The sequence below is a fragment of the Paenibacillus sp. NRS-1760 genome (assembly GCF_050467785.1).
Classification (GTDB): domain Bacteria; phylum Bacillota; class Bacilli; order Paenibacillales; family Paenibacillaceae; genus Pristimantibacillus.
In genome coordinates, this window is record NZ_JBITPK010000010.1 from 42,596 (window position 1) to 60,323 (window position 17,728).

Here is a 17,728-nt window from a genome sequence, read left to right on the forward strand (position 1 = left end):
GAGCAATGAATAAGGGATATCCGCAAAGTTGGGATTTAGAAGTTTTTTATGAGGGTGGCTCAAGCTCAGCAGCGTTCTTGCAGGAGCTGAAGGGCATGGATGAGGACATTGAGAAGCTTGATGCCGCACTTTTAACGGAAGCAAGCATTGGAGCTTCTGGAATTGCGACGATGACGGAGCTTCTACAAAGCATCATCATTAGGCTGCGTGAAACAGAGTCGTTTGTTTCTTGCTTGTTGGCTCAGAATATGCGAGACACAGCCGCGAACTCACAAAGCGATCGCGTAAAGACGCTTGCTGCGAAGTTTCTAGGGGTGCTTACTCGCTTTGACAACGTACTGCGAGGTCTTGATGATAGTGAGTGGGAAAAGCTGCTGACACACCCGCAGCTCGCTGAGGTAGCGTTTAGCTTGACTGAACGCCGCGAGCTTGCGAAGCAAAAAATGGCTCCTGAGCTGGAAGCGCTGGCTGGAGATTTAGCGGTAGACGGTTACCATGGCTGGGGCGATTATTATAACGTCATTGTATCCAGAGCGAAATTTAACGATGTAGGAAAAGACGGGGAGAAAAAAGTTTTATCAGCTGGTCAAATGCACAACCGCTTATCCGATGGAGACCGCGATGTTCGGAAGGCTGCATTCACAGAGTGGGAGCGGGAATGGGCAGAGCAGGCGGATTTATGTGCAGAGACGTTAAACCGAATTTCAGGCTTTCGTTTAAAGCTGTATGACAAGCGCGGCTGGGATTCGGTGCTGCAGGAGCCGCTGCAAATGAACCGGATGAGCGAAGCTACACTGCAAGCAATGTGGTCTGCAATCCAAGAAAGCAAACAGGTACTCGTTCGTTATTTAGATCGTAAAGCGAAGCTGCTCGGTGTGGAGAAGCTGGACTGGCATGATGTAGAAGCGCCAATCGGAGCTGCGACAAAAACAATTCCTTATGACGAAGCGGCAGCTTTTATAATCGAGCAGTTCAGGACGTTTAGTCCCGATCTGGCGAAATTCTCGGAGCTTGCCTTTAAAGATGGCTGGATTGAAGCTGAGGATCGTCCAGGGAAACGTCCAGGCGGCTTCTGCACCGCTTTTCCAAAGAGCGGTCAAACTCGTGTATTCATGACGTATTCAGGTACAGCTTCGAATATTTCGACGCTTGCGCATGAGCTGGGTCATGCTTACCACCAGCATGTCATGAACGATCTACCCGCGTTGTCGCAAGAATACGCAATGAATGTAGCTGAGACCGCTTCGACGTTTGCGGAGCTGATCGTTTCGGATCAAGCACTTAAAACAGCAACGGAGGACGAGGAGAAGCTTGGATTGCTTGAAGATAAAATTCAGCGGTCTGTTGCTTTTTTTATGAACATTCATGCGCGCTTTTTATTCGAAACTCGTTTCTATGCGCGTCGCAGCGAAGGTTTAGTATCCGTTGAAGAGCTTAATTCCTTAATGGAAGATGCACAGCGGGAAGCTTATTGCGATACGCTCGGTGAGGTGCATCCTCATTTCTGGGCATCGAAGCTGCATTTTTACTTAACGGATGTTCCTTTCTACAACTTCCCTTATACATTCGGCTATCTATTCAGCGCGGGTATTTATGCAAGGGCACTGAAGGAAGGTTCAGATTTCAAAGACAAGTATGTTGCATTGCTTCGTGACACTGGCCGCATGACCGTAGAGCAGCTTGCTAAAGAGCATCTTGGCGTAAATGTGGAAGAGATGGACTTCTGGCGCGAGGCGGTTGCATTGACAGCTGTTGATGTAGATCAGTTCATCGAAATGACAAACGAGTAAAGCGCTTCTTCAGAAGTGCTGTAGTAGCAATAGCATTAGCCGTAGGCATGGGAAACCATTGGTCTACGGCTTTTTTTATGGAATTGGGATGGATAGTATTCTAGCTACTGCAAAAACTTCTGCAAAAACAGGAGTGCATTTCTCTGATTTGTGGGAAGCGAGGCAGATTATATTATAATAAGATTATGTTCGACTATTGAGAAACATAGAGAGGCGGAATGGAATTGAAAGAGCAAGAAAACAAAAAAGTTGTCGGATTTATTGGAACGGGTATTATGGGCGCAAGCATGGCGGGCCATTTGCTTGATCACGGATATGAAGTGAATGTGTTCAACCGAACGAAGTCAAGAGCAGACCTCTTGGTATCAAAGGGTGCTGTTTGGCAGGATTCGCCGAAGTTGGTTGCGGAGCAATCGGATATTATTATTACGATGCTAGGTTATCCGGCCGACGTGGAAGAGGTTTATTTTGGAGCTGATGGTTTATTGCAAAATGCTAGGTCCAATGCGGTGCTTATTGATATGACTACCTCAAGCCCTGCCCTTGCCAAACGCATTGAAGCAGAGGCTGGCAACAGAGGGCTTAAGGCGCTGGATGCCCCAGTTTCTGGCGGCGATGTAGGTGCGAGGGAGGCTAGACTGTCAATCATGGTCGGAGGCTCGGAGCAAGCCTATAATGCGATATTGCCATTGTTTATGCTCATAGGTAAAAACATCGTTCATCAAGGTGAGGCAGGAGCGGGTCAATTTACTAAGATGTGTAATCAAATCGCGATTGCATCCAATATGATTGGTGTGAGTGAAGCTCTTGCCTATGCCAAAAAAGCGGGACTCGAGCCTAGCAAAGTATTGAAAAGCATTGAAGCCGGCGCTGCGGGAAGCTGGTCCTTATCCAATCTAGGACCTCGCATTATCAACGGAGATTTTGCTCCAGGCTTTTACGTAAAACATTTCGTGAAAGATATTAAAATCGCCATCGAGTCAGCTGATGAGATGGGTCTTCCTTTGCCAGGACTAACATTAGCACGTTCTTTATATGAGCAACTTATTTCACTTGGTGAAGAAAATAGCGGTACACAAGCGTTATATAAAGTTATTTTTAAAGAGTAGGACGACCATATATTGTACATTATTTGTTAATATGATATATTATTTTTAAATAATAGTACTATATAATACAAGTATGACTCATATAGAGGACGGGGGAGAGTACGATTCAATTATCTTCGCGGCAATTGGAGCTTCTTGAGCTTGTGAAGAGGCATGCGCCGATTACCGGTGAGCAGTTGGCAGAATCTCTAGGTGTCAGCAGGCCCACACTGCGCTCGGACTTATCACTTCTCGTCATGCTTGGATTGCTTGATGCGAAGCCCAAAGTTGGTTATTTTCTAGGCAACACCTATCGCTCAAGCAGCGAGCCTTTGCAGCAATTGAACAATATGAAGGTGAGAGAAGTACAAGGTGTTCCCGTTAATGTTCCGGACTCATTGTCCGTGCATGACGCTGTTATTACGTTATTTACTGAAAATGCAGATACTCTTCTAATCGTTAATGAGCAGAAACGTTTTGTTGGAATCGTAACACCGAAGGATTTGCTGAAAATAACGCTTGGCAACGCTGGTGCTGCATCTATTCCTATCAGTATGGTGATGACCCGTTATCCTAATATTGTGACGCTAATGCCCGACGAATCTGTGATGGAAGCGATTCGCAAAATGTCGCTTCATCAAGTAGATTGTTTACCAGTTATCGTTCCGCGAGAGGATCAGGTGACTGATCCAGAGGTTACTGGCTGGGTATCGAAGTCGAACATTATACGTCTTATGGCGGACATCGCGATGGATGGGAAATTGGGGGAGCCAGAGTTATGAAACAGCAGATCATTTATGTATGCTCCGATGCTGTAGGTGAAACGGCGGAAGCAGTTGCAAAGGCGACTTTACGTCAATTCTCCTCAGAACAAGTGAAAATAAAGCGTTACGGTCACATTAAATCCGAGGATGAAATTATCCGTATCGTGGCTGAGGCCGCTAGTACTGGCGGTTTTATAAGCTATACGCTTGTCCAGCCGGAGCTTCGGGAGCAAATGAAGGAAGAGGCTTTTAGAGCTGGAGTTAGAGCCGTTGATGTCATGGGACCGATGATGCAAGCATACGTTGATACGTTTGGGAGTTTCCCGAAGCGTGAGCCGGGGCTGCTGCACTCCATTGACGATGCTTACCATCGCCGGATGGATGCTATTGAGTTCGCTGTGAAATATGATGACGGCAAGGATGCTCGAGGTTTTGTACAAGCGCAGGTCGTCCTGATTGGCGTATCTCGAACGTCGAAGACGCCGCTGAGCATCTTTTTGTCCCATAAAGGAATTAAGACGGCTAACCTGCCGTTAATGCCCGAGGTTAATCCTCCCGAAGAATTGAAGCCTGCACCTGGCAGGCTCATTATAGGTTTAACGATGCAAGCTGAGCATCTTCTGGAGATCCGCTCTGAACGGCTTAAGACGCTGGGACTTCCGGCATCTGCGCAGTATGCGACAACCGAGCGCATTCAAGAAGAGCTTGATTATGCAGAGTCCGTCATGAAATCATTGAATTGTCCTGTTATAGATGTTACAAATCGTGCTATTGAAGAGACTGCAGGTATTATTACTGAATGGCTTAACAAATAAATGGCTATACCGATAGAGACAAAGGGGGATTCAACATGGATAAAACGTTTGTAATGGTTAAGCCAGATGGTTACGCGCGTGGTTTAGTAGGTCGTATTGTTGCTCGATTTGAAGAGAAGGGCTTTAAACTAGTAGATGCAAGGGTAATGCGCCTTTCAAGAGAGCAAGCCGAGACACATTATGAGCATTTGCGCTCAAAGGTGTTTTTTGACGAGTTGGTCGATTTTATCGTTTCGGGGCCTGTGTTTGCTATGATATGGGAAGGCAAAGACGCTATTAAAAACGCAAGGAGTCTTATTGGCGCAACGAATCCATCTGAAGCCCTTGCAGGTACAATCCGCGGAGATTTTGCAATCGATGTAGCTAGCAATATTATTCATGGATCTGACTCTATCGAAAGCGCAGAGCGCGAGATCAAAAACTTTTTCCAATAGTCAACGGAATTGTAAGTTAAAGAAATAAGATAAACAGCAGAAAATTCCTTAGTTGACGAATGGAATATGGGTATGGTAAATTTTAAACAAAGTTAATGATCAAACACGGAAGCACCGTATAAGGACGCAGATATCTGCGCCTTCTACGGTGCTTTTTTTGTGTTTTCTAAGCGGAAGGAAGGTGAAAGGGCTGAACAAATATCAACTTGCTGTGGCGGTAAGGGAGCCGGAATACTTGAAGCGGCTGGCTGATTATATGCAAGGCAGCAAGCTTGGCGAGCAATGGCAGATTATCGCGTTCACGCACGCAGATTCTTGGAAGCTCTATGTGAAGCAAGGCTACAAGATTGACTTATTGGCTGCTCAGCCTGAGCTGCTTGCAGAAATGGATGCAGAGCAAGCGGGTATTCCTGTAATTGCTCTAGTGCTACAGCTGGGAGAGAGCAAGGAGAAGCATGAGCTTTTGCAATATCAACCCATTCCCCAGCTGCTGAAGCGTTTTTCGGAGATTCATTCCCAAGCGATAGGACATGCTGCCTCTTCGTCAGGCGCTTACGAGAGGCCGTCTGGCATGAATATTATATCTGTTTATTCGGCGTCGGGGGGAGTTGGGAAGACGGCTTTGGCGCTGCATTTGGTACATGCTGCAAGTGTGCATCAATGTCGTGCCTTTTATCTGAACCTTGAGCGGTGGAACTCTTCTGAAGCTTGGCTGCACAACCAGCAATATACAGATGGCCTCAGTGAAGGAGAGGTGAAAGAGGAGGGTTTGTCAGAACTGCTTTATGGACTCAAGGCACAGCCGGGGCAGTCGGTCAATTGGCTTATGGAGCATCGAAAACGGGATTCGCAGCTTAAGGGTGATTATTTAGCCCCATGCACCAATTTGGAGGATCGATTGACGCTTAATGAGGAAGATGCGGCCGGAATAGTGAGTACGATTGCTCGAAGCGGGCAGTATGATCTCATTGTCGTTGATTTGGAGGGCGGTCTGGATGAGCTGCACCTTGCTATTTTTGAACGATCAAATCATGTGCTTTGGGTTGCAAGCGATAATCCGTCTGTGAGGGATAAACAAAAAATGGCCCTGCGTTATGGAGCGCAAAAGTGGAGTGATCGCTTTAGCTCTTTGTCCAATAAATTCAAATGCGTAAAAAACCATGTGGTTAATCCGAAGCATACCGTTGATAACGAGATTGATGGCATGGCATGCGCCAAGGTGGGGCTGCCGGAGATTCCAGAATGGCGAGGAGCAAGCCATCTTGCTCTGCTGTCATCGCCGTTATACCGAGCAGCTGCAGATCAATTATTCAAGCAGCTTTATTTGGAAGGAGGCGGATCAATTGCTGAGCGATGAAACGGTGCTTGAGCTGCGCAACAAGGTACGAGCCAAAATTGATTTTAGCGGATCACTGTCAGATGAAAGCTTGATGAGAATAGCAGAAGAAATCGTTTTCGAATGGTGCGATCTTCATCCTCTTACCGCAACCGAGAAAGTGAAGCTTGTACGGAGGCTGTTCCATTCGTTTAGAGGTCTTGATATTTTGCAGCCGCTGATGGAGGATGCCTCCATTAGTGAAATTATGATCAATCATCATGCAGAAATATTTGTGGAGCGAAGAGGGAGAATGACACTTTTGCCGGTTTCTTTCGAAAGTAGAGAACGGCTCGAGGATCTAATCCAGACCGTTGTTGCGAGTGTGAATCGTGTCGTTAACGAGTCTACGCCGATTGTTGACGCCCGTCTGAAAGATGGCTCTAGGGTGCATGTCGTATTGCCGCCGGTTGCGCTCAAAGGACCATGCATGACCATTCGGAAGTTTCCTGATCAGCCTCTAACGATGGAGGAGCTAGTAGCATTCCACTCGCTCTCGCAGGAAGCGGCATCGTTTTTGAAAGAGCTTGTCGGGGCTCAATACAATATGTTTATAAGCGGCGGAACAGGAACAGGCAAAACAACTTTTTTAAATGCATTGTCGCAGTTTATCCAGCCGGATGAGCGGATTGTTACGATCGAGGACTCCGCTGAACTGCAAATTCGCTCCATCCCTAACCTAGTAGCGATGGAAACTCGCAATGCGAATACAGAGGGGAAAGGGGAGATTACGATTCGCGACCTCATACGTGCCTCGCTTCGGATGCGTCCTAATCGCATTATCGTCGGTGAGGTGCGGGGAGGAGAGGCTCTTGATATGCTGCAGGCATTAAATACCGGCCATGCCGGAAGCATGTCAACGGGCCATAGTAATGGCGCGAAGGATATGATGGCTCGGCTGGAGTCGATGGTGCTAAGTGCAGCAGAATTGCCCGTGCTCGTTATTCGCCAGCAAATCGCCTCAGCCATCGATATTGTTATCCATCTATCAAGATTCCGTGATCGCACCCGCAAAGTGACGGAGATATGCGAGGTCATTGGCGTTGAAGATGGAGAAATATTGCTTAATCCACTGTTTATTTTTGAGGAGGAGGGAGAGCGGAATGGCAGAGTGCTTGGCGGGCTAAAACGTACAGCGAATCCGGTAATGAGAATGGACAAATTGACGCTTGCTGGAAAAAGAATGGTCGAAGGAGTGGCGATATGAACAATTCAAGCGGCGTGAATAAAAGCAGCAGCCTTCATCGTCAGCATGGGGGACGGATAGAGAGAATGCTCTTATGGTGCGGCTGGGAAAGCGATGCGACGCTAGCGAATCTTCGAGCTGGCCGAACCCTTACCAATTATGAACAATACCCGCTTAATCGAAACCAGTTTATTGCTACGTCCTTAATCGCAGCTGTGATTTTCTATGGTGCTGTCTTCTTATTTTATCATTCTGTGTTCCTTTCATTTGCAGCGGCAAGCTTGGGTATACTCGCTCCTAGAATTAGACGAAAATTTCTTCTGGAACAGCGCAAGGAGAGACTGAAGCTGCAATTTAAAGAAGCTTTATTTTCACTGACCTCCTCGCTTGCAGCAGGGCGCTCTCTTGAAAATGCATTTTTATCTACTCACGATGATTTGAAGCTAATTTACCCTGATGCTCGAACGGAGCTGCTGCTGGAGTTTCAAATCATTCGCTTTCGTCTAGATAACGGCGAGCCCTTAGAATACGCGCTGCGCAACTTTGCTAATCGTGCAGGAATTGATGAGATTACTCAGTTCGTCGATGCACTAGCTGCTTGCAAGCGCTCTGGAGGAGATTTGCTTGAGGTGATGAAACAAACCTCGATCATTATTGGAGAGAAACTTGAAATTGAGCAGGAAATTGCAGTTATGGTTGCTCAAAAAAAATTCGAAGGTCGAATTATGATGGCGGTGCCTTTTGTTTTTTTAGCGTTTTTAAGCCTAGCTGCACCCGACTATATGGCTCCTTTATATGGAGGAATCGGATATTTGCTATTGACGGGAGCGCTGCTGCTTTTGCTTCTCTGCTTTTGGTTGATGGCAAAGATGATGAGTATCCGAATGTAAGATGAAAGGGGACAAAGCATGCTCGCGGCAATTGCACCGGTTACTTTAACGGTGATTTGGGTGTACTTGGCAGGAAAAGGAGCATTGTATGCCATATGGCGTCAGCTAATGGGTAGAAAACAAACGAATGACCAAACGCGGCAGCAGCTAATGCAGCTAAGTTTGATTGACCCTTTTATGCGTGTGCTAGAACGGTTCAAGCTATTTGATACGCTGCATCTGCCTATGGGCAGCTACCATATGAAGCTCCTCTTATTGAAGGATAGCAGCTGGTCAATCGAGCGGACAAAAGGTGAAGCAACTGCTGCTCTAGGTACGGGATATGCTGCTTTAACAGGTTGTGCTTGGATGAGTTTACTTGGACAGGAGCCTACATTGTTAGTCATGGGGGTAGTATTCGGCATCGTGCTAACGATACGCCCTTTCGTAGATGCAAGGCGGCAAGTTGAGGAACGAAAGCAGCAAATCATTATGGAGCTCCCCGTTATGCTCAGCAAGTTAATGCTGCTGGTCGGCGCCGGTGAGACGGTACAGCAAGCGCTAGCAAGATGCTTAGAGGGAAAGGAGGCTACGCAGCATCCTCTCTACAAGGAATGGGGAGAGACGGTGTCTATGCTTCGCAACGGTCAATCGTTCAGTACGGTAATGGAGCGCTTTAATAGAAGATGCGCGGTGCAGGAGGTTTCGATCTTCACAACGGTGCTCTTATTAAATTATCGCCGCGGAGGAGAGCATTTTATTCTTGCATTGCGAGAGCTCTCTTACACTTTATGGGAGAAGCGCAAGGCAATCGCTAGATCGCGCGGGGAGCAAGCCTCCTCAAAGCTTGTATTTCCGCTTGTAGGTATATTGCTAGTACTCATGATTTTGGTAGCTGCACCCGCAGTACTGCTCATGTCTTAACTTAAATTAGAGAGGAAGATGAAGATGAGAAAAATAGGCCAATCACTGCGTTCATTTTGGAAAGAGGAAGATGGTTTAGGGACGCTTGAAATTATTTTGATTATTGCAGTTGTTATCATTATTGCACTGTTGTTTAAAGACTGGATTATTGAGCTAATTGAGCGTTTGATGGGCAAAGCAGATGACGAGGCGGACAAAATTTTCAGTTAGCGGGTGAGGCTTTTGAACAGATTGCGAATAAATGCAGGGCTGCTTCGCTTGCTTAAGAAGGAGCAAGGCAGTTTTACGCTGGAGTCTACGATCGTATTTCCGATGCTGTTCGGGCTTATATTGTTGTTTATTTTGTTTGGAATGTACATGTACGAGAAGATCATTGTCTATTATGCAGCGTCTTCAACAGCAGAGCGTGCGGCCTTCAGCTGGGATAACAGTAATCGAGATGCAAGGAGCGGCATGCTCAATGAGCCAAGTTATGATGGTTTATATTGGCGTATTGGCGAGGATGGCGTGCTCAGCAGCTTGTTTGGACTGAGAGGAGAAAATGATGCAGCGAAAGTCGTGCTCCCACTTGCAGAGACGGGTGATGGAGAAAAGAATGCTTTAGCTATTCGGAAAATAGAGCAGTCTGCTAGATGGTTGGGACAAGCAGGCCTAACATACGAAGGAGAAATCAGCTATTCAAGCAGCATTCTGAGAAGAGTGATCAAAGTCAAACTGAAGGAGCCTTTATCGGCTGAATCCATTGAGAAAAGCTGGTTGAAGCGTGAACCCAAAAGTGCAGCCTCTTCCATGGTAGTTGATCCAACTGAGTTTATTCGGAGTGTTGATCTCGTACGCTATTATTCATCAAGGTTTGCAAATCGGGCTGGAGGAGCGGGGCAAGCAAAGTCTCAGGCCGGTCAAGTGCTGGATACTTATAAAGGTCAGGGGAAGGCGACAAAGCCATAATGTAGCGGAACAAATAAGGCTTGAAAGGTAACGATGGAGGTGCAAGGCAGCAGTGAGCATAAAAAAAGATTCGAAGCATCGTTATCGGCAGTTTGTTTGCAAGCTTTTCTTTCGAGAAAATGGGGCAGTGACTGTGTTTTCGGTTATTGTTTTATCCTCGCTGCTTTTGTTTTTCACTTTGCTTATTGATTATGCCCGAATTGCGGCTCTGCATAAGTTAACAGAGGATGCTGTAAGGTCAAGCGTAAGATCTGTACTCTCTGCTTATGATGATGCTCTTTATGAGCGATATGGTCTATTTGGCCGTGGTGGTACAGACGGTCAAATCATATTCGAGGAAATGATGAAGGCGAATACAGAAACAGCAGATGACTCGGGTCGATCAGGGATGAAGCTGGTTCGCGCTAAGTCAGATGCTGCAGCACTGCACGCAGCGACGTTTCTAGGCAGCCATAATGTATTCTCAAGACAGGTGCTCGAAGAAATGAAGTATAAGGCGCCAGTAGATTTCACATTGGATCTCGCAGCAAGGTTTGTACCAATGGCAGGTGCAATGAAGGAGGCGTCGATTGCAATAAGTTTGCTAGAGAGTATGCGGAAGCTTTATGAGAAACGGGAAATTCATCTAGCGAATGTACTTCAATTGCAAAAGCAGATGGCCTCGACGATAAGTGGAAGCAGTATTTCTATGTTAATTCCTGTCCAGCCAGATGTAGTAGCAATAGAGGGTAATTCTGCTCTGAGCATTGCAGGGGAATACAGCTCATATGCGGCCAAAGTTATATATAATCAATCGTTAACTGCCGGGGAGAAAAAGTTGCATACAGCGGAAATAGAAGCATACGAGGAGAAAGTGAGAGCTTTTGCTATGGAGCTGCGCAAAGTGAGTAGTGACATACATAGACAGCATGTGAAGCTTCAGGGAGAAGCAATACAGGAGTTGGAAGCTGCAAGGGCATTAAATGACGATATGCTGAGAATTGTTCAACAAGCTAATCAACAGCCTCAGCATAGTGGATATGATACGGTGTCCAAGCATAAGGCAACGAATACTGAACAGCATCAGGTTCCCGCTGATGCTGCTTCCGACATTGAGCAGGTAAGGAAAGCTGCGGATGAGCTTGTAAAGACGGATGGATGGTTCACGGAGTACCGTCAGGAGGTGGAGGCGCAGGGCTCGTCTGATGCTTCAATCGATATGGAAGCAGGGGCATATCAGTCCAGCAGCCTTGCCTCTATAGTTAAGCCGGTTAAGAGCATAACTGCTGATACATTGCTTGAAAGCGTCACAAGCCTGCGTCTTGCTTATGGGGCATATGAACAGAAATATATTCGACCTGCTAGTATCATCGTTGATCGACAGAAAGCACTCGATCAGGGTCAGATCTCGAAACAGCTTAAACAGCAAAAGGAGCAAGCCGGTTCTCTCTGGAATCAGGCACGCAGCTTGCTGCATGGACTGACAAGTATTCCGCAAATGGAAGAACATCAAAAGGTGTTCGAACAGGTACAGCTTCGTTATAACGATAACCTATTATTCAATGAGCAGACTGATGAAGCAATAGAGATTGTCGACATGGAGAAGGCAAGTGATGCGCATATGGCAGCTGAGCAGTCTAATACGCTTATGGGTGGATTGTTCTCAGGTATGGCCGGGATGCTGGAGAAAACGAGAGATTCATTATACTTTGGTGAATACGTTATTCAACGCTTCACTTCTTTTGCTCCTCAGCATTTACGTTCAATGATGACTGGAGGAGAAATATCAGAGTTGTCACATGCCATTTCATTTCATAATCAGGAAGCGGAATATATTATTTATGGCTTCAACAATCCAGTAGGGAATATAGCTGCTGCATATGGTGAATTATTTGCGGCTCGACTGGCTGTGAGAACGATGGAGGGGCTGCTTGAAAGCAAAACATTAGGCCATCCATTGCTTATCTTATCAGCTGCGCTTATTTATGGATTAGAGAAATCGATCGAGGATATGCTTGCTTTCACTGAACGAGGGTCTGCCCCACTTTCCAAATACATAAAAGTAGAGCTTTCATATACGGATTATTTACGTCTTTTTATACTGATGCATGGTGCCGATGATGGGGCAAGTCTGGCCCGGATGATTGCAGCCATCGAACTAAACAGTGGGACGATTCTCTCTGCAGTCCCGAGCGGAGTGACAGGTGAAGCAGCCGTTTCGATGGAGCTTTGGTTCATTCCCGGATTAATTCGGACGCTGGGGGCAGTTGGGCTGCTGGAAGGAAAGGTTGTAGGCAACCGTTATGAGACGACACAAACGATGGGCTGGTCTTATTAAATGTCGACGCCTTAAGCAGGAACAAGGTTCGATAGTCGTAGAAGCTGCATTAGTTATGCCTATGGTTATTGTTGTGCTGCTAGTCTTCGTCATGCTCATTCGTTTATGTGCGGTACAGTTGGCACTGCATTCTGCTGCTTCTCAGACGGTAAGGCAAATGGCGGCACATATCTATCCAGTAGAACTTGCCTGGCAGCAGGCATCAGCTGTCGTTCCGCTGCCTTCCAAAGGAAATATTCCTTTATCTTCATGGAGTGAGATTGCCGCAGAAGCGGCTGAATGGCTGCCTTCACCCGCAGGAGCTTTGGTTTCATCTACATTGCGAGGAGATTTTCGTCCGATTCAAAATATGGCCGCTACTGAAATAGGCAGATCTGTTATTCAGCCGTTAATAAGTGAACTTTCTGATGCAGCCATTATTGATCCCCAGAAGATAAGGCTGAGCTGGTTATCGCTTCCGGATCTAACTAAAGAGCATGAGCCGTATTTAGCTATCGAGGTGGAATATGACTTTCCGTTAAAGCTGCCTTTTTACGGTAAACCGATTGTCCTTAAAGAGCAAGCCTCCGAACGTGTTTGGATAAGTGACGCCGTACCAGCAAGATATGGTGAAAACAAAAATGATCAAGAAAACATTCCGATACAAATCGTTTCTATTGAGCCAAATCCGCTCCGGCCTGGCAAGAAAGCTGCCGTTACAGTAAAAACGCTGCCGGGTGCTGCGATTTCTTTGGGTGTTACTTATAAAAGCGGCTCAAGTAAAGCGAAGCACCTTGGTGAGGCAATTGCCGATGCAGATGGTTATATCAAATGGACCTGGCATGTGTCCGGAAATACAACTCCTGGCACATGGGAGCTTAAAGCTTCAGAGGTGAATAAGGAAAACAATCAAGTATCGATGCATTTTGTCGTAGAGAAGAGCAGCGATAGAAAGTAAGGAAAGACTTAGCCGCCTTGGAGGAGAGTCGCCATGGAGTTTATTGTGACAGCTGTAGTTGCAGTGTTTTTAATGATCGCTCTTTATACGGATTTAAAGGCTCAAATTATACCGAATTGGCTGACCGTGACTTTTTTCTCCGCTGCATTTATTTATCATACTGGTATCAGCGGTTTGGAAGGAGCTGCAATTGCAGCAGTTGGCGCCTTAGCTGGATTTATTCCTTTGCTGCTGCTTCATCTTGCCCGAGGAATAGGTGCTGGCGACGTAAAGCTGTTTGGCGCATTAGGAGCTTGGGTAGGAGTATGGTTGGTGCTGCAGGTGATGTTTTATGCCATCTTATATGCTGGTGCAATTGGCGTGTGTCTTGTCATTGTAAATCGTGCATTCGGGAAAAGAATGGCTGCTGACGTAACCGCATTTGTCGTGCCAGTGGCAGGGTATAGGAAACTTCAGTGGCTGCAATGGGCGGAATCAGGCAAAAAATTTCCGTTTATGCTGGCGGTTGCACCCGCTGCTGTTACGGTATGGTCCATTTTCAGCTAAGTTTTCATGTTACAAGGGGGGAATTTGAGAAATGAAAAGCTTTCGGATTGATTTTGCTATGGATCAGTCGCATGAGATGATTATTGATCGAGAGAGCGGCTTGTATAGAAGCGAACTTGATGAAATTGAGCTTCATATGCTCCATAGCGAGCGAATTCCCTATCTGCTGCCTATTGATTGGTTCGAGCTGGATAGCAAGGTTACATTCCGATACAAGCTTTCAGGAATGAGAATGCTTTTGCACAGGCTGCAGCAACAGCAGCTCTCGATGGAGCAATACTACACGCTAATATTAGGCGTAGCGGATGCGTTATTCGAATGCAGACATTATATGCTGCGGCCAGAGGGCTGTCTGCTTGATGAACAATATATTTTTATTGGAGAGAAGCTTCATGATATCCGGCTTGCTTATATTCCAATAATGGAAGGGACTGCTGAACAAACAAAAGGAGCAGGCGATCTCTTGGCGTTAATTGTGCGTTTCACCTCTTATGTAGACCGCATTGATGGGGAAGGATTAAAGCGTGTGCTTCAGCATTTCGGCAAGAGATGGCCTCTTGAAGAGCTGCGGGCGACGCTGTTGGAACTCATAGGGGAAGCTTCATCTTCATCGAACCAGCGATACGAGGCAATAGAGAAGCCGGAGATGCAGCAAGCAGCAAAACCTGCTCCAACGCAAAAAAATCCACTATTAGATTGGCAGCAGCGATCTGAGTTGACGAATAGCGATGAAAAAGGGCAGGTTCAAATACCAAACCCTTCATTGCGTTCATACTCCGCCCCGATAATGGAAGAGTTTAAGGATCATGAATTATTTTCAAAACAGTATGCTGACCCTTTGGATAGGGAAGAGGATGAGCCGGAAACAAAGAAAAAATGGATCGGAACAGCAATTATTGTCGTAGCACTTGCATGTGTTTGGCGATTTGTTTATTTTGAAGCAGCTGGTAGGCAGAGCTTATTGATCAGCTCGGGCATTTCCTTGCTGTTACTAGCAGCCGTTATGCTAGTTTGGAAAAAGAAAACAAATGACGAAGCAGACTACGACGAATCGGAAAAAATGATAGAAGAGGCATCGTTTCACTCTGGACTATTTCCCGGGCTTAATCGTGCTCATGCAAATTTTGATTCTGTCGAGGCGCAAGCTATTAAACCGCCAGAGGATCAGAGCGAATTATTCGAGTCTCAGTCGGCGGCTGCTCTGCATGTTGTTGCAGCAAATCCCGTTTCTCATATAGCAGAACCAACAGTATTGCTAGGAAATAATCAGTCATTGGAGGGTTTAGGTGAATCGTCAGTATGGCTCCAAAGGAGATGGAAGAGTCAGGAGAACAGGATAGAATTACAAGAAGGAAGCTTTAAAATTGGGCGTTCGGGAGAGCAGGTGAGTTATGCAGAGGGGGCAAGCGGTATATCGCGGCTTCATTTGGAAATTGAAATCTTAGCGGGTGAATATAAAGCGAAAGACTTAGGTTCCCGTAATGGGAGCCTGCTAAATGGACAAATGATGATCCCTTATAAAAGCTATAAGCTATCGATAGGAGATGTCATCCATCTTGCAGGCGAGCAAGGACCAGCGTATGTGCTGAAATCGGATTAAGAAACGAAGCTAACCTTGTCCTACAAGTTCTTCCATTGCACTATTTACCGTTGGATAAAGGAACACGAACCCGTTTTCAAGCGCTCTGCTTGGCAAAGCTCGCTGTCCGTCTAATAGAAGTGTGGACATTTCACCAAATAATGTTCGCATCACAAAAGCTGGAACCGGGAACCAATGAGGCCGGCCCATTGCTTTGCCAATGGCTCGACCAAATGAATCATTTGTTACAGGTTCAGGTGAAGAAGCATTGATGGGTCCTTCAATAAAGTTGTTGTCCAAAATAAATAGGATTAGCCGTATCATATCCTCGAGATGGATCCAAGACAACCATTGTTTGCCGCTGCCGATCTTACCTCCGCCGAACAAGCGATAAGGCATAGCCATTAAAGGAAAAGCGCCTTCCTTTTTGTCTAGAACAACGCCAACACGAAGCTTAACAAGCCGCTCAGCTGGTATGCTGTCTGCGGCCTGTTCCCATTTCTGAACGACTTCGGATAAAAAATCGGTAACTTTAGTTGGGCTTGATTCATCAAAAATACCGTCTGCTGATATGCCATACGCAGAAATGCCGGATGCATTAATGACAAGCGGCGGCTTGTGCTCGAGCGATTGTACAAGCTTTGAGATGCGGGCGGCTGCTGTTAGTCTTGAGTCCATGACACGCTTCTTGGCAGCTTGATTCCATCTTTGATTAATGGATTCACCTGTGAGATTGACTATGGCATCTATGCCTTCCAGCAAAGCAGGAGCAGCTTCGAGTTCATCCCAAGTTAATTGGTTAAACCCGTTGCGATTGGATTGATTTTTAGAACTAGTTCTGGAAATAATCCATACCTCATCATTTCTCTCAAGCAAAGCCTTGGTAAGCGCACTTCCGATAAACCCAGTTCCTCCAGCTATTGCAACCCGCATCCTCGTTCGCTCCTTCAATTCACCCATTACTTCGGTTCATTGATTACTTTATTTCTTCAATTTTAACTAACCAATTTTGTTTGAGGGTCGCTTCACCTTCAATGGCTTTTTCCGAATACTCAAATTTCACTTTTGCATCGTCCGGCAATGCTTCTAACGTGCTTTTTTGGTCATCTGTTACTTGAAGTGCAATTGCACCGGCAGCTGTTTCTATTTCTATAGAGTGCGAGTCGCTTAGACCGCTATAAATACCTTCATTCACTTTGTTTGGCGCTGCTGGATCCTCGATCGTACCGTTATTGTTTGTTGCAGTATCTGTCGGTTCCGGTGAAGAAAGATCAGGATCAATGACACCATTATCTTCTGGCAACTGAGTAATAACTGGTCCGTCGGTTGGACTGCCTTGCTGTTCGTTTCCTGCATTAGTATTGCCACCGCCACATGCGGATGTTGCGAGCATAACAGCGAGAAGAACGGCTCCTGCTGTAGCTGCTTTTTTGTTTCTTCTTCGCTTCGATGAGTTCATCATGAGAACCACCTCCTGTAATTAATAACGAAATAGATGAGTATTAGGTTACATTTTTATATATAACCATAAAATACGAGTATGAAGCATGTATATAAGGGGGGTATTAATTGATGATTAAATATAAATAAGTTTAAGCCGCACTGATGCGGCTTAAACTTATTTATTAAGTAGATGCTTATAGGGAGTATAGTCGATTCCTTGACGGTCAAGAAAAGTAACAAGACTACGGTAATCACGTTTAGGAGTTGCTCGTATGTAACCTTCGATACAATGCTCGCGCGTAACGGATGATGCGCCATGTTCAATCGCCACTTGACCAATCTTGGCTGCGATAGAATGTTTAGCTATATCACGAAAAGCGCTTGGCACTGGGGAAACAAGCTCGTCCAGCAAACTTTTGGAATCATCATTCCACATGCTGCGACTGCGATCTACCCAGTAGTTTTGCCAATCGAGCTTAGACTTGCCGTCTCGCATCGGAAGCACCTTGAGAAATTTTCGAAACATGAAAAATCCGCCAATCGACATAGCCGCAACCATGACGACCGCCCAAAAAACGATAAAATACATAAACCAGTCGGGGGCAACTTTCATACGTGTCTTTCACCTCAATAATGAATTATACCGTATTCCTAGATTTATTTCGACATTCCTTGTAAAATAAGGTTTGATCAACCGAAAGGGGCGTAATATT

At 45.9% G+C, this 17,728-nt stretch carries 18 protein-coding genes; 15 read left to right on the forward strand and 3 right to left on the reverse strand.

Annotation, left to right across the window (positions count from 1 at the left end; translation table 11 throughout):
- Positions 1-5: 5 nt before the first annotated feature.
- The 15 genes from ACIFSR_RS11230 (at position 6) to ACIFSR_RS11300 (ending at position 15,593) form a co-directional block, all read left to right on the forward strand.
- Entirely contained in the window at positions 6-1,790 is a 1,785-nt protein-coding gene (locus tag ACIFSR_RS11230; RefSeq protein ID WP_430057422.1) for a M3 family oligoendopeptidase, read from the forward strand.
- A gap of 218 nt (positions 1,791-2,008) precedes the next feature.
- Positions 2,009-2,899 carry an NAD(P)-dependent oxidoreductase gene (locus tag ACIFSR_RS11235; RefSeq protein WP_430057424.1) on the forward strand — a complete coding sequence of 297 codons (891 nt, stop codon included), beginning with the start codon at positions 2,009-2,011 and terminating at the stop codon, positions 2,897-2,899.
- Positions 2,900-3,024: 125 nt separating this feature from the next.
- Entirely contained in the window at positions 3,025-3,660 is a 636-nt protein-coding gene (locus tag ACIFSR_RS11240) for a CBS domain-containing protein (protein WP_339207504.1), read from the forward strand.
- Complete coding sequence (locus ACIFSR_RS11245) at positions 3,657-4,457, forward strand: pyruvate, water dikinase regulatory protein (RefSeq protein ID WP_076271031.1); 801 nt, start codon at positions 3,657-3,659, stop codon at positions 4,455-4,457. Before ACIFSR_RS11240 ends, ACIFSR_RS11245 begins: the two co-directional genes overlap by 4 nt.
- 35 nt (positions 4,458-4,492) lie before the next feature.
- The gene (gene ndk, locus ACIFSR_RS11250) at positions 4,493-4,891 is read left to right on the forward strand and encodes a nucleoside-diphosphate kinase (RefSeq protein WP_076271032.1); all 399 of its coding nucleotides are present in this window, start codon (positions 4,493-4,495) and stop codon (positions 4,889-4,891) included.
- Positions 4,892-5,072: 181 nt separating this feature from the next.
- On the forward strand, positions 5,073-6,248 hold the full coding sequence (locus ACIFSR_RS11255; RefSeq protein WP_339207505.1) for a hypothetical protein: 1,176 nt from the start codon (positions 5,073-5,075) through the stop codon (positions 6,246-6,248).
- Positions 6,238-7,473 carry a CpaF family protein gene (locus ACIFSR_RS11260; protein ID WP_430057823.1) on the forward strand — a complete coding sequence of 412 codons (1,236 nt, stop codon included), beginning with the start codon at positions 6,238-6,240 and terminating at the stop codon, positions 7,471-7,473. The genes ACIFSR_RS11255 and ACIFSR_RS11260 overlap by 11 nt, the downstream gene beginning before the upstream one ends.
- Entirely contained in the window at positions 7,470-8,342 is an 873-nt protein-coding gene (locus ACIFSR_RS11265; protein ID WP_430057427.1) for a type II secretion system F family protein, read from the forward strand. Before ACIFSR_RS11260 ends, ACIFSR_RS11265 begins: the two co-directional genes overlap by 4 nt.
- 18 nt (positions 8,343-8,360) lie before the next feature.
- A complete protein-coding gene (locus ACIFSR_RS11270) occupies positions 8,361-9,245 on the forward strand; it encodes a type II secretion system F family protein (protein WP_430057429.1) in 885 nt (294 codons plus the stop codon).
- Between the two features lie 18 nt (positions 9,246-9,263).
- Entirely contained in the window at positions 9,264-9,455 is a 192-nt protein-coding gene (locus ACIFSR_RS11275; RefSeq protein ID WP_430057431.1) for a Flp1 family type IVb pilin, read from the forward strand.
- Positions 9,456-9,467: 12 nt separating this feature from the next.
- Entirely contained in the window at positions 9,468-10,193 is a 726-nt protein-coding gene (locus ACIFSR_RS11280; RefSeq protein WP_430057433.1) for a TadE/TadG family type IV pilus assembly protein, read from the forward strand.
- A 52-nt stretch (positions 10,194-10,245) separates the two neighbouring features.
- Complete coding sequence (locus tag ACIFSR_RS11285) at positions 10,246-12,510, forward strand: hypothetical protein (RefSeq protein ID WP_430057435.1); 2,265 nt, start codon at positions 10,246-10,248, stop codon at positions 12,508-12,510.
- On the forward strand, positions 12,476-13,447 hold the full coding sequence (locus ACIFSR_RS11290; protein WP_430057437.1) for a TadE/TadG family type IV pilus assembly protein: 972 nt from the start codon (positions 12,476-12,478) through the stop codon (positions 13,445-13,447). Before ACIFSR_RS11285 ends, ACIFSR_RS11290 begins: the two co-directional genes overlap by 35 nt.
- A gap of 33 nt (positions 13,448-13,480) precedes the next feature.
- Positions 13,481-13,993: an A24 family peptidase gene (locus ACIFSR_RS11295; RefSeq protein WP_339207512.1), complete on the forward strand. Its 513-nt coding sequence runs from the start codon at positions 13,481-13,483 to the stop codon at positions 13,991-13,993.
- A 31-nt stretch (positions 13,994-14,024) separates the two neighbouring features.
- Positions 14,025-15,593 carry a DUF6382 domain-containing protein gene (locus ACIFSR_RS11300; protein ID WP_430057439.1) on the forward strand — a complete coding sequence of 523 codons (1,569 nt, stop codon included), beginning with the start codon at positions 14,025-14,027 and terminating at the stop codon, positions 15,591-15,593.
- A 9-nt stretch (positions 15,594-15,602) separates the two neighbouring features.
- Here the strand turns inward: ACIFSR_RS11300 and ACIFSR_RS11305 are convergent, their stop codons facing one another.
- The 3 genes from ACIFSR_RS11305 to ACIFSR_RS11315 all read right to left on the reverse strand — a co-directional run bounded on the left by ACIFSR_RS11305 (position 15,603) and on the right by ACIFSR_RS11315 (position 17,628).
- Positions 15,603-16,505 (reverse strand): TIGR01777 family oxidoreductase, encoded by a 903-nt coding sequence (locus ACIFSR_RS11305; RefSeq protein ID WP_339207514.1) that lies wholly within the window; start codon positions 16,503-16,505, stop codon positions 15,603-15,605.
- Between the two features lie 43 nt (positions 16,506-16,548).
- Complete coding sequence (locus ACIFSR_RS11310; protein WP_339207515.1) at positions 16,549-17,034, reverse strand: hypothetical protein; 486 nt, start codon at positions 17,032-17,034, stop codon at positions 16,549-16,551.
- A gap of 156 nt (positions 17,035-17,190) precedes the next feature.
- The gene (locus ACIFSR_RS11315) at positions 17,191-17,628 is read right to left on the reverse strand and encodes a DUF2621 domain-containing protein (RefSeq protein WP_076271042.1); all 438 of its coding nucleotides are present in this window, start codon (positions 17,626-17,628) and stop codon (positions 17,191-17,193) included.
- Positions 17,629-17,728: the final 100 nt, after the last annotated feature.

Bases quoted from the DNA above. Each gene is read 5' to 3' on its own strand.
- ACIFSR_RS11230 (WP_430057422.1), top strand. From the start codon at position 6: ATGAATAAGGGATATCCGCAAAGTTGGGATTTAGAAGTTTTTTATGAG.
- ACIFSR_RS11235 (WP_430057424.1), top strand. From the start codon at position 2,009: ATGGAATTGAAAGAGCAAGAAAACAAAAAAGTTGTCGGATTTATTGGA.
- ACIFSR_RS11245 (WP_076271031.1), top strand. From the start codon at position 3,657: ATGAAACAGCAGATCATTTATGTATGCTCCGATGCTGTAGGTGAAACG.
- ndk (WP_076271032.1), top strand. From the start codon at position 4,493: ATGGATAAAACGTTTGTAATGGTTAAGCCAGATGGTTACGCGCGTGGT.
- ACIFSR_RS11265 (WP_430057427.1), top strand. From the start codon at position 7,470: ATGAACAATTCAAGCGGCGTGAATAAAAGCAGCAGCCTTCATCGTCAG.
- ACIFSR_RS11270 (WP_430057429.1), top strand. From the start codon at position 8,361: ATGCTCGCGGCAATTGCACCGGTTACTTTAACGGTGATTTGGGTGTAC.
- ACIFSR_RS11275 (WP_430057431.1), top strand. From the start codon at position 9,264: ATGAAGATGAGAAAAATAGGCCAATCACTGCGTTCATTTTGGAAAGAG.
- ACIFSR_RS11290 (WP_430057437.1), top strand. From the start codon at position 12,476: ATGAGACGACACAAACGATGGGCTGGTCTTATTAAATGTCGACGCCTT.
- ACIFSR_RS11295 (WP_339207512.1), top strand. From the start codon at position 13,481: ATGGAGTTTATTGTGACAGCTGTAGTTGCAGTGTTTTTAATGATCGCT.
- ACIFSR_RS11300 (WP_430057439.1), top strand. From the start codon at position 14,025: ATGAAAAGCTTTCGGATTGATTTTGCTATGGATCAGTCGCATGAGATG.
- ACIFSR_RS11305 (WP_339207514.1), bottom strand. From the start codon at position 16,505: ATGCGGGTTGCAATAGCTGGAGGAACTGGGTTTATCGGAAGTGCGCTT.
- ACIFSR_RS11310 (WP_339207515.1), bottom strand. From the start codon at position 17,034: ATGATGAACTCATCGAAGCGAAGAAGAAACAAAAAAGCAGCTACAGCA.
- ACIFSR_RS11315 (WP_076271042.1), bottom strand. From the start codon at position 17,628: ATGAAAGTTGCCCCCGACTGGTTTATGTATTTTATCGTTTTTTGGGCG.